The sequence below is a fragment of the Kitasatospora sp. NPDC002522 genome (assembly GCF_053595195.1).
Genome location: NZ_JBSFXE010000010.1, coordinates 185657 through 197701, shown reverse-complemented (window position 1 = coordinate 197701; position 12045 = coordinate 185657). Strand labels below are relative to the sequence as shown.

Genomic DNA, 12045 nt, shown 5'->3' with positions numbered 1-12045 from the left:
ACCGGCCGGGGCGGCCCGGGTGCACTGAACTCCGGGCCGCACGGGGGCCGTTGAGCGGGATGTTCCCTCATCCCAGGAGGCATTCCCGCCATGGTCACGGCTCCTGTCCACCCGCTCCCGGCCGACCGCTCGGCGCTCGCCGCCGAGTCCCTGCTCGATCTGGCCGACCCGCTGCCGCGGCTCGCCGCCCGGCTGCGCGACGAACCCGCCGAGCGGCTCGCCCCGGTGCTGCACGCCCTCGCCGACGCGCTGCGCGAGCGTCCGCACCCGCTGTTCCGGCTCGTCCCGGTCGACCTGCGCCTGCCCGAAGGCCGGGTCCGGCTGGACCTGCTGGCCCTGCCGAGCATCTTCCCGCCCGACGACGAGTGGAGCGTGGCGTTCCTGCGCGGCCTGCTGCGCAAGCCCCGCCAGGCGTTCCACGACAAGCGGATGATCGAACTGGGTTGCGGCTCCGGCTGGATCTCACTGGCCCTGCTCACCCTCACCGACCTGCGCTCCGTCCTCGGCGTCGACCTCAACCCCCAGGCGGTCCTGGTCTCCCGGCTCAACGCCGTCCTCAACGGCTACGACTCCCTGGGCCGCCCCCGCCCCGGCCGGCTCGCCGAACGCTACGACGCCGTCGCCTCCGACCTGCTCACCGAGCCCCGGCTGAGCGGCCGGCGGGCCGACCTGGTGATCGGCTGCATCCCGCAGGTCGCCACCGCCGAACTCGACCTCGGCACCGAGCAGGGCCCGTACGACCTGTGCAACTACGCCCTTCCCCAGGGCCTGTCCGAGGACCGCTACGGCCTCGGCCTGAACTCCCGTGCCCTCGCCGAGGCGGCCGAACTCCTCGACCCGGGCGGGTCCGTCGTCCTCAACCTGGCCGGCCGCCCCGGTGCCGCCGTGCTGCGCCGGATGTTCCGCCGCCACGGCTACACCTCGGCCACCCTGCACACCGCCCGGGTCCGGCAGGCCGCGGACACCGACATCACCCCGCTCGCCGAGCTGGAGTCGGGGTCCGGCCACCCGTGCGCCTTCTACCTCGAACGCGACGCCGCCGAACCGGTGCCCGCCACCACCGCCCGCGCCGTCCTCGCCAACGGCCGTCCGGTCTACCACGACCTGCACGTGATGGAGGGTCACCGCCCGGCCCGCCGCAGCAACGCGGTCCCGCGGGCCCGCAGCGCCGACACGCCGCACCGCTCCGGGCACGGTGCCTGGTCCCTCTCCCGCCTCGCCGCCCGCTTCGCCGCCCACCTCGCCGACGCGCCGTTCTCCCCGTACCCCCACGAGGCGGGCAGCGCCCGGCTCCGCTCCCGCCTCGCCACCGTCCTCCAGTCCCACCACTCGCTCCCCCTCGCCCCCGCGGAGATCTTCGCCGCCCCCGGCCGCGTCGACCTCCTGCACGCCGTCCTGCTCACCCTCACCACGCCCGGCGACACGGTGGCCCTGACCGAGGGCGTCCGGCCCCGGCTGTCCGCGGCCGTCCGCAAGGCCGGGCTGACGGCCGTCCACCTCCCCGCCGACCCCGTCGAAGCCGCCCGCCGGCTCCCGTCCCTCGACGCCCGCGTGGTGGTGGCCACCGGAGCCGACCCGCGCCTGGCCCGGCTGCTGACGGCCTGTGAGGACACCGATGCCCTCCTGCTGGTGGACGCACCCGCCCTCCTGGCCACCGGACTCCTCGCCACCGGTGCCGAGACCGTCGGCAACGCCTCGCTCCGCCTCCTGCGCGACCACCCCGCCTCCGGCCACCTGGCCGTCCTCACCGAGGCCGGCCCCGCCGGGCTCGCCCTCGGGCTGCTGCTCTCCCGCGACCGGCGCCTGCTGGACCACCTGGAGATCGCCGCCGAACTCACCTGGTCCCGGGTCTCCCAGGTCGCCGAGTTCGCCCTGCTCACCCTGGTGGACGGGCTGCTCGCTCGACCTTCGGCCGCGGACGGCCCTGGCGGGGTGCTGCCCACCGACTCCGCACCCCCACCGCCGGCCAGGCCCGGCCCGCCGCCCGGCCCCACCGCTCGCGAGGCCGCCGCCCACCCGGCGTTCGCCCGGCCCGCGCCCGCCGCGGGCACGATCCGCCTCGACTACGGCGAGAACGAACTCCCCCTGCCGCCCGCGCTGCGCTCCGCCATGGTGCACGGCGTGCTGCGCGCCCGCTCGGCCTCCGGGGAGGCCGAGGCACGCCGGGACCGGGCCGCCGTGGCCGGCTACCTGCGGGCCACCCGGCTGCCCGAGGTGACGGCCGCTCAGGTCACCCTCGGCGCAGGCTCACTCCCCCTGCTCTTCGACGCCCTGCGCGCCCGCCACCGGACGCTGGGCCGCGGACCCGTCGTGCTCCTCCCGCAGGGCTCGTACGGCCTCTTCGGCCCACTCGTCCGCGCCGCGGGCGGCACCGTGCGGACCCTGCCCGCCGTGCCCCCGGACTTCCTCGCCACCCCCGAGGCACTCGCCGCCGCCGGGCCGTTCGACGTCCTGCTCCTCACCAGCCCGGGCAACCCGACCGGCGTCCACGTCCCGCCCGCGGTGCTCCGCTCCCTGGTCGCGGCTGCCTCGGCCTGCGACGCGAAGGTGATCCTGGACGAGGTCTTCGGCCTCCTCGCCGACCTGGACGGGCCCCTCCCCCTCGGCGGCGACCGCTGGGCGGGCCTCAGCCCCGCGGAACGCCGAGCCCTGCTCCTCGTCGGCGGCCTCTCCAAGGAGTTCGCCGCCGGCGGCCTGCGCCTCGGCTTCGCCGCCACCGCCGATCCCGAGTGGAGCGGCGCCCTGCGGGCGCAGCGGCTCTCCCCCCTGCCACCGCACCTGCGCATCACGGCGACCCGCCTGTTCGCCGACCTCCCCGCGCTCTGGCCGGAACTCAAGTCCCTCCGCGCCGAGTTGGCCTCTCATCGGGCCCAACTCTCCGACTGCCTACGGGAACTCGGCTTCGGTCTGCCCGACGGCCCGCGCGGCGGCCTCTTCCTCCACCCGGACGTCGCGCCGCTCACCAGCGACCCCGACGCCTTCGTCCTGGCCCTCGAACAGCAGGCCGGCGTCCGCCTCAACACGCCGTCCTGGTCGGGCACCGCCTCCCGTGCCCGCGCCTGCTTCGCCCTTCCCGAGCACCACCTCGCCGAGGCCCTCCACCGCCTGCGCGGCCACCTCGGCTGACCGAACGGACCGTCAGGAGCTCAGCGGCGGGCGGTGACGCGGAGGAAGGCGAGGCCCGCGGGAGTGTTGCGGAAGAGCTCGTGGGCGAGCGAGTCGAGGGCGTCGTCGTCGACCTGGGCCCGGTCGGCCTCGCCGGGCTGGAGCAGTCCGGCGGCGGTCCAGGAGTCCAGGGCCGCGCGGTCGGCGGACAGTACGGCGGACTCCACCTCGCGGACCAGGTCCAGCAGGGCCAGCTGGTGCAGCGACCAGGCGCGCTCGCGCATCGCGGACCGCGCGGCCGGGTCGGTGCAGTCGGTCGCGGCAGCGGCGAGGGCGAGCATTTCGGCGGTGACGTCGGCGGCGTTCATCGGGTGTCCTCCTGGGGTGCGGGGTCGGTCACCCTGATGAACGGGCGAGGCCGTCGCCGTCGGGTCCGCGTTCTGTCACAGGCGTGTATCAGAGCCACTTTCCACCCCTGTGGTCCAGACCACACCGTGCCGCCGGTCTAGACCTCATAGGTCCAGACCGGTCCGGGACGGTCACAGCCCCGGCAGTCCGGTGGGCTGGTCGGCCCGGGCGACCGTCCGGACCAGGACGCCGAAGCGGATCAGCCGGCCGCGCGAGGAGTACTCGGGGGTGCAGGTGGTGAGGGTGAGGTATCGGCCGGGCCCCCTGAACCCGGAGCCGGCGGGAACCGGTGCGACGACGCCGACCTCACTCGGGGAGACCTCCTCGATGCCGCCGGTGATGCGGTAGACGAAGAACTCCTGCTCGGTCTCCACCACCGCCTCGTCACCGGGCTTGAGTTCGTCGAGGCGGCGGAACGGCGCGCCGTGCGTGGTGCGGTGGGCGGCGAGGGCGGTGTTGCCGCTGCCCTGCCAGGGGTACGCGGACTGCAGGGTGCCCGCGTAGTGGCCGACCAGTCCCCGGTCGAGGACGGGGCCCTGGTCGGTGCCCTCGGCGATCGCGGTGTCGAGGCCGATGGCCGGCACGTGCAGGACGGCGAAGGCCTGCCCCAGCGGGTAGTGCGCGGGGTAGCTGGGCACCGGCCGCGGGGCGGACGCCGAGGCGACAGGTGGGACCGCCGCGGGGGACGCACCGGGGGCAACCGACCTGGCCGGCGCGGGAGTCGACGGTGCGTCGGAGTGCCAGCTGCGCTGGAGCTCGGCGGTGGTGACGGCGCCCTCCTGCCTGGCCTCCTGGTCCCCGACCGTCAACTGGTAGACCAGCGGGGCGGGCAAGGCGATGCCGACCGCCACCAGGGCGGCGCTGCCGGCCCTGGAGAGCTTGAGGCGGCGCAGCTTGGCGCGGCGCAGCGCGAACCGCCGGCGGGGCCCGAAGGACCAGGCGCTCAGCGCGGTGGCAGCGGTTCGGTCGGGGTGCGGCGTCTCCATCGGTACCTCGCTCTGGTCGGTGCGACGGGGCCCGCGGACGGTCGGCCGCACCCCGGAACACCCGCTGGAACGGCCCGTTCGCGTGCGGGGTTCAGCCTCGCCGCGATTGAGCCGACCGGCGGTCCGGCCCGTGTTGACGGGTGAGTCCCCGTCCAACCCCGCGCACCCGCGTACGACCCCGCACGTCAGAGAGGAACCGACCCACCATGCAGGCTTCCAGCGTTCTCGCGGTCCGCCGGATCACCCCGGCCCGCCACCAGCCGGGCGAGCTGCTGCCCGAGCCGGAGTGGGTGCCGGACGCGGCGTGCCGGTACGTCGATCCGGAACTCTTCTTCCCGTCCCAGCACTCCTCCGCGGTGCAACAGCGCGGGCTGGCCGCGAAGCGGGTGTGCAACGCCTGCCCGGTGCGCGAGCCCTGCCTGGCGGCGGCCCTGGTGAACCGCGAACCGCAGGGCATCTGGGGCGGTCTGACCACCCGTGAGCGGCACCGCCTGTTCGTGGAGGCACGTCGCCTGCAGACCCTCGGCCAGGCCGAGGCGTCCGCCCTGCTCGCCGGTCGACCCGCCGAGGTGCGCCTGATCGCGATGCCGTCGGTGGCGTACCGGCTGGCGGACGCGGGCTGGGACGAGGAGGCGATCGCGGTGGCGCTGAAGCTGACCGCCGCGGCCGCCGCCGTACACCTGCGCACCGCCCGCACCGCGGCCCCGTACCGGCACCTGGCCGTGGCCCGGTCCGAGCAGGCCGCCTGATGAACCCGCCGGAAGGCGGCGCCCGTGTCTCCCGTTGGACGGGACCGCCCCGGCCATCCAGGATCGAGGAGCCCTTCGTTGAGCGTGGTCCTTGTCAACCGCCCGGCCCGGCGGCCCGGTCCTGAGATGCCCGACGGGGAGATCCAACTCCAGGAACCCCCCGTCCTGCCCGAGCTGCAGAGCGGCGCCGCCAACATGATCACCATGCTGCCGATGGCGCTCAGCTCGCTCTCGATGGTGTTCGTCTTCCTCCGCCCGGACGGCGGGGTGATGACGTACATCGCGATGGGCACCATGGTGCTGTCCGCGGTCGGCATGCTGGTCACCCAGCTGATCCGCGGCAGCACCGACCGCAAGGCCCAGCTGCGCGGCGAGCGGCGCGACTACCTGCGCTACCTGTCGCAGATGCGCCGTCAGGTCCGCAAGCACATCGGCATGCAGCAGGAGGCGCTGGCCTGGCGCAACCCGGCTCCGGAGGAGCTGCGTTCGCTGGTGCGCACCTCCCGGCTGTGGGAGCGTCGGCTGTCGCACCCGGACTTCACCGACGTGCGGATCGGCGTCGGCTCGCAGCGCCTCGCGGTGCGGCTGGCGCCGCTGGCGACCAAGCCGATCGAGGACCTGGAGCCGCTGTGCGCGCACGCGCTGCGCCGCTTCATCCACGCGTACGGCACCGTGGCCGACCAGCCGATCGCGATCCACCTGCGTGGTTTCGCGCACGTGCTGGTGCGCACCGACGACGAGGAGCAGGCGCGGGCCCTGGTGCGGGCGGTGCTCGCCCAACTGGCGGTGTTCCACGCGCCGGAGGACCTGCGGATCGCGGTGGTGGCGGGTCCGGACCGGCGCGCCGACTGGGAGTGGGTGAAGTGGCTGCCGCACGGGCTGCACCCGGTGGAGAGCGACGGCGCGGGCCCGCTGCGCCTGGTGGCCGGTTCGATCGGCGAGCTGGAGCAGTTGCTGGGCGAGGACTTCGCGGCCCGGCCGCCGTACGAGCCGGAGGCGGAGCCCACTCGGGAGGAGCCGTACACGGTGATCGTGCTGGACGGCGTGCAGTTCGGCACCCCGCACCGGGCGGCGCTGGCCGGCTACCGCAACGCGACGCTGATCGACCTCGGCGACGCCCTGGAGTGGAAGGACACCCGGGCGACGCTGCGGCTGCGGATCGCCGAGGGCGAGTTGGAGATGGTCGGCGCGGACCGCAACCGCAAGGACGAGGTGACGCCGCTGGGCCGCCCCGACGAGCTCTCCGCCGACGCCGCCCGCCGGCTGGCCACGGTGATGGCCCCGTACCGGATGGGCGACACCGTCGAGTCCTCCGAGCCGCTGGCCACCGACTTCGACCTGACCTCGCTGCTCGGCATCCACGACCTGTACAAGCACGACGTGCAGCAGCAGTGGTCGCAGCGCAACCAGCAGAACAAGCTGCGCATCCCGATCGGTCTGGGCGCCGACGGACAGCCGGTCGACCTGGACATCAAGGAGTCGGCGCAGGGCGGCATGGGCCCGCACGGCATGCTGATCGGCGCGACCGGCTCCGGCAAGTCCGAGCTGCTGCGCACCCTGGTGCTGGCCCTGGCGCTCACCCACTCCTCGGAGATCCTCAACTTCGTGCTGGTCGACTTCAAGGGCGGCGCGACCTTCCTCGGCCTGGACGCCCTGCCGCACACCTCCGCGGTGATCACCAACCTGGCCGACGAGGCCGAGCTGGTCGACCGGATGCGCGACGCCCTGCACGGCGAGATGATCCGCCGTCAGGAGCTGCTGCGGGCAGCCGGCAACTACGCCTCGCTGCTGGAGTACGAGACCGCGCGAGCCGCCGGCACCGCGCTGGCGCCGCTGCCGACGCTGTTCGTCGTGGTCGACGAGTTCTCCGAACTCCTCGCCGCGCACCGCGACTTCATGGACCTGTTCGTGATGATCGGCCGCCTCGGCCGATCGCTCGGCGTGCACCTGCTGCTCGCCTCCCAGCGCCTGGACGAGGGCCGGGTGCACGCGCTGGAGTCGCACCTGTCGTACCGGATCGGCCTGCGCACCTTCTCGGCGATGGAGAGCCGCGGCGTCCTCGGCGTCCCGGACGCGTACCAGTTGCCCTCGCAGCCCGGCAACGGCTTCCTGCGCAGCGACATCTCCACGCTGTCGCGCTTCAAGGCCGCGTACGTCTCCGGCGCGTACAAGATGAAGCGCCGCTCGGCGCAGCAGTCCGTGGTGGCCGGCCAGGTGGTCGCCTACGACACCGAGTACGTGGCGCCCCGTCAGCTGCCGGTGGTCGAGGAGGCCGAGCCGGAGGTGGAGGAGACCCGCTCCTTGCTGGAGCTGGCCGCCGAGCGGCTGTACGACGCCGGCCCGCCCGCGTACCAGGTGTGGCTGCCGCCGCTGGACGTCCCGCCGACCCTGGACGAGCTGCTGCCGCCGCTGGCGCCCGACCCGGAGCTCGGGCTGACCACCGAGCACGGCTCCGGCCGGGGCACCCTGCGGGTGCCGCTCGGCGTCATCGACAAGCCGTTCCAGCAGCGCCGCGACCTGCTGACCGCCGACCTGTCCGGCGCCGACGGCCACGTCGGCATCGCCGGCGCCCCGCAGAGCGGCAAGTCCACCATGCTGCGCACCCTGATCACCGGTCTCGCGCTCACCCACTCCCCCGCCGAAGTGCAGTTCTACTGCCTGGACTTCGGCGGCGGCACGCTCACCTCGCTGCGCGGACTGCCGCACGTCGGCGGGGTCACCGGCCGGCACGACCCGGAGCGGGTGAACCGCACCGTCGCCGAGGTGAACGGCGTCATCACCCGCCGGGAGAAGTACTTCGCCGAGCTCGGCATCGACTCCATCGCCACGTTCCGCCGCCGCAAGGCCGCGGGCGAGCTGCCCGACGACGCGTACGGCGACGTCTTCCTGGTCATCGACGGCTGGAACACCGTCCGTCAGGAGTTCCCCGACCTGCCGCAGGCGCTCGGCCAGATCTCCCAGCGCGGCCTCAACTACGGCGTCCACCTGGTGATCGCCACCACCCGCTGGGGCGAGCTGTCCTCCTCGCTGCGCGACCAGTTGCAGACCCGGCTGGAGCTGCGCCTCGGCGACCCGGTCGACTCGCTGATCAACATGCGCGCCGCCGGCAAGGTCCCGAAGTCGCCCGGCCGCGGCCTCACCGACGAGCAGCTGCACTTCCTCACCGCACTGCCGCGGATCGACGGCACCGGAACCACCGACGACCTCGGCGACGGCGTCGCCGACCTGGTCGACGCCGTCGCCGAGCACTGGACCGGCAGGCGCGCCCCCGAGGTACGGATGCTGCCGCTGGTCCTGGACGCCGCCGACCTGCCCGCCCCGCGCGGCAGCCTGCAGGTCGCGCTCGGCCTGGAGGACCAGGACATCTCCCCGCTCTGGCACGACTTCGGCCAGGACCCGCACCTGATGGTGCTCGGCGACAGCGAGTCCGGGAAGACCAACCTGCTGAAGCTGATCGCCAGTTCGGTGATGCAGGCGTACACCCCGGACCAGGCCCGCATCATGATGGTCGACTTCCGCCGCGAGCTGTACGACACCGTCCCCGAGGAGTACCGCCTCGGCTACGCGGTCTCCGTGGACGTGCTGCGCCAGGTGGTCGGCGGCGCCGCGCACGCCATGGTCAACCGGGTGCCCTCCGCGGACATCACCCCCGACCGGCTCAAGCTGCGCGACTGGTGGACCGGCCCCGAGCTGTTCATCATCGTCGACGACTACGACATGGTCTCCCCGTCCGGCACCCACCCCTTCGCCGGTGTCCTCGACTACCTGGCGCAGGGCGCCGAGATCGGCCTGCACGTGATCGTGGCCCGCTCCGTCAACAACGCCGCGCGCGGCCTCAGCGACCCGCTGATGCGCAAGCTCAGCGAGGTCAACTCCCCTGCCCTGCTGCTCTCCTGCCCGCCGTCCGAAGGCATCCTCTTCGGCGGCCTCAAGCCCCGGGTGCTGCCCGCCGGCCGGGCCCACTACATCACCCGGCGGCGCACCGTCCAGGTCCAGACCGGCCGGCTCACCATGGACGGAGACACCCGATGAGCGCCACCACCCGCCCGGCCGCCGACGTGCCCACCCCGCCGCGCCGCCGCCCCGGGGCCCGCAGGGCCCCCGCCGCGCCGCCCGCCCCGGAAGCCGCCGGCTCGGCGCTGCGCCCGGTCGGGCCGCACCTGGTCATCGCGCCCGCCGGGGACGACCGGGCGCTCGGCGACGCGCTCGCCGCGGTCCGCCCCGAGCCCGGCAGCCTGCTCGTACTGGCCGCCGCGCCCGACGCCGCGCCGGTCCTCCGCCGCGACCTCCCCGAACTCGCCCGGCTGGCCGCCGAACGCGGCGCCCACACGCTCGTCCTCGCCGCTTCCGGACTGGCCGCTCCCACGCCCGACGGCCGCCGCCCGGTCGAACAGGTCGCCCGCGCCGCCGGCCTGCCGGTGCTCGCCCCCGACGGCCTGGTCTCCGTCGAACCCGACGGCACCCTGCTGGTCACCTCCCTCACCTCGCCCGAGCCCGGCACCTGGTGGCACACCCCGCCGTCCGGCCCGGCGTCCCCCTACGGCTCCACCTGGCCCCGCCAGGACGGCGACGCGGCCCCCGCACCGGAGGCGGCCGGACCGGACGCCGCCGACACCCCGCCCCCGAGCGGTACGCGGCCGGCCGAGCCCGCGTCACCCTCGCTCCCGTCTCCCGCCGCGGCCGCACCGCCGCCGCCCGTACTGGGCGAGTCGCCCGCCGCGGCCGATCTCAGCGCCGTGCTCTCACCGCGCACGGAGACCCCGCCCGCCGCCCTCGTCGCTGCCCGGGTCCTGCCGCTGCCCGCCGGGCACTGGCTGACCGCGGCCGACGCCCCGGCGGAGCCGCCCGCGGCGGCGCTCGGCTTCGCGATGCCCGAGCGCGGCACCCGGCTGCTGGCGGTCGGCACCCCCGAGCGTCCGCACCTGTCGGGCCCGAAGCTGCTGGAGGCCGTCCGGCAGCACTCCCTCGCCGCCGACGACGTACTGCTCAGCGCGCCGTGGGCCAACACCTCGGCCCTCGTCGGCATGGCCACCGCCCTTGCCGCCGAACTCGGCCGCGAGGTCCGCGCCTCCGTGGGCCTGCCGGTGCTCGGCCCGGCCGGCCCGACTTCGACCTTCCTGGCCCCCGACGGCTCGCCCACCTGGGAGCCCGTGCTGCTGGCGCTCACCGCCTCCCCGGAACGCGGACGGGTCGTCAGCTCCGCCTGGCGCGTCCTCACCGGCCTGGAGCCACTCGGCCCCGCGCTGTACCGCGCCTTCGACGGCTGGGTGGTGGAAGCCGTCCCGGCCGGCGTGTGGCTGCGCCCGGAGGGCATTCCCCGGCAGGCCGCGGCCCGGATGCTCCGCCCGGACCCGCTCCGCCCGCTACTGCTCGTCGGCGAACGCGAACGCCCGGTCGGCGAGGAGGTGTGGAGCAACCTGGGCACCGTCCTGCAGGCCCTCCCCGACCTCGGCGGCACCACCCGCCTCGGCCTCCTGCTGCACGGCACCGCCGACGCCGACGCCCTCGCCGTCGGGGGCTTCATCGCCCGCATGCACAACCTGGACTGGCTCGACCCCGAGCTCACCTCCCCCGCCCCGACCGTCCCCGTCCCCGCCCCCGCTCCCGTCCCAGCGACCGCGCCGGTCCCGGCCTCCCCCGCGGTCCCCGCCGCTTCAGCCGTCGCCGACCCGCCCGCCCCGCTCACCGCGCCCACGCCCAGGCCTGCCGAGGACCCGGCCGCGCTCCTCGACGTCCCCCCTCCCCCGCCGACCGCAGCCCGGACGGTGTCCAGCGCGGTGGTGGATCTCCCGCCACCCGCCGACCCGGACCCGTCAATATCCGCTCCCGCAGCGGTATTTGAGACACCGTCAGCAACGACCGCGCTCGCACCCGAGGCCCCCGCGCCCGCCTCAGGCGCCGCCCTCCTCACCCCCGCCGCCCACCTCCCGGCCGCCGACCTCCCCTCGGCCCGGCTCGCCCTGAAGACCCTCCTGGGCGGCGACTACCACCGCCTCGCCAGCCGCACGGACCTGATCGCCACCCGCCTCCCGGGCCTGCGCTCGGCCCGGCAGGACGACCTGCGGCCCGACCTGGTGGCCGTGATGGTGCATCACGCGGACGGCGAACTCCCGGCTTCCCGCGCCGAGTTGGTCACGGCCGCCCGTGCGGCCACCGCCGGCCCGCTTGCGCCGCTGCTCTCCTGCCTCGGTTCGGGCCTGCGGCGGCTGCCCAGCCACCATGGCGCGGTGCTGCTCGGCGCCCCGATCGAAGCCGCGCTCGCGGACCTGTACGTCCCGGGGACCGTGCTCACCGAACCGGCCGCCGTCGCGGCGGTCGCGGCCCGCGACGTGGAACTGGAAACCCCGGTGGAGTTCGGTATCTGGTCGACCACCGGCCGCCGCACCGGCATCTTCGGCGGCCCGGGCGACGAACCCGAGGTGGTCTTCCCGCCGCACACCCGGTTCTCCGTCCTGGCCGTCCTGCCGGGCGAGCCCGACGTCACCCCGGCGCGGGTCCTGCTGCGCGAACTCGCTGCCACGGAAGGCGAATCCCCGTCCGAGGACCGCGACCGCCAGGTGCTGGCCCGCCTCCAGTCCTGGTTCGAACGCCGCGACGCGGTCTCCCCCGCCGAACGCCGCCGCCTGCCCAAGCCCCACCGCATCCACCTCACCCCGGGCCTGGCCCTCTGACCGCACCGGCCCCCGCCGCACCCGCCCGTGCCCCCACCAACCCCGGGGCACGGGCGGGTCACGCACGCGCACCCACCAGCGAGCCGGCCGCTCCGGCCCTCGACCGGTCCGTTGAACCGGGCTCCC

At 75.3% G+C, this 12045-nt stretch carries 6 protein-coding genes; 4 read left to right on the top strand and 2 right to left on the bottom strand.

Going from position 1 to position 12045, the window contains the following annotated elements:
• Positions 1 to 90: 90 nt before the first annotated feature.
• Positions 91 to 3126 (top strand): aminotransferase class I/II-fold pyridoxal phosphate-dependent enzyme, encoded by a 3036-nt coding sequence (locus ACWD4U_RS11555; protein WP_363459584.1) that lies wholly within the window; start codon positions 91 to 93, stop codon positions 3124 to 3126.
• A 20-nt stretch (positions 3127 to 3146) separates the two neighbouring features.
• Here ACWD4U_RS11555 and ACWD4U_RS11550 read toward each other — a convergent pair whose 3' ends face one another.
• Together ACWD4U_RS11550 and ACWD4U_RS11545 are read right to left on the bottom strand one after the other, a co-directional pair.
• Complete coding sequence (locus ACWD4U_RS11550; RefSeq protein WP_363459582.1) at positions 3147 to 3473, bottom strand: hypothetical protein; 327 nt, start codon at positions 3471 to 3473, stop codon at positions 3147 to 3149.
• Positions 3474 to 3644: 171 nt separating this feature from the next.
• Positions 3645 to 4499, bottom strand: a complete 855-nt coding sequence (locus ACWD4U_RS11545; protein ID WP_363459580.1) for a class E sortase — start codon at positions 4497 to 4499, stop codon at positions 3645 to 3647.
• Between the two features lie 206 nt (positions 4500 to 4705).
• Between ACWD4U_RS11545 and ACWD4U_RS11540 the strand changes: the two genes are divergently transcribed.
• From ACWD4U_RS11540 to ACWD4U_RS11530, 3 genes are all read left to right on the top strand, one after another.
• A complete protein-coding gene (locus ACWD4U_RS11540) occupies positions 4706 to 5248 on the top strand; it encodes a WhiB family transcriptional regulator (protein ID WP_449787169.1) in 543 nt (180 codons plus the stop codon).
• A gap of 78 nt (positions 5249 to 5326) precedes the next feature.
• On the top strand, positions 5327 to 9280 hold the full coding sequence (eccCa, locus tag ACWD4U_RS11535; protein WP_363459578.1) for a type VII secretion protein EccCa: 3954 nt from the start codon (positions 5327 to 5329) through the stop codon (positions 9278 to 9280).
• Positions 9277 to 11919 carry a hypothetical protein gene (locus ACWD4U_RS11530; protein ID WP_363459577.1) on the top strand — a complete coding sequence of 881 codons (2643 nt, stop codon included), beginning with the start codon at positions 9277 to 9279 and terminating at the stop codon, positions 11917 to 11919. The genes eccCa and ACWD4U_RS11530 overlap by 4 nt, the downstream gene beginning before the upstream one ends.
• The last annotated feature ends 126 nt before the right edge of the window (positions 11920 to 12045 follow it).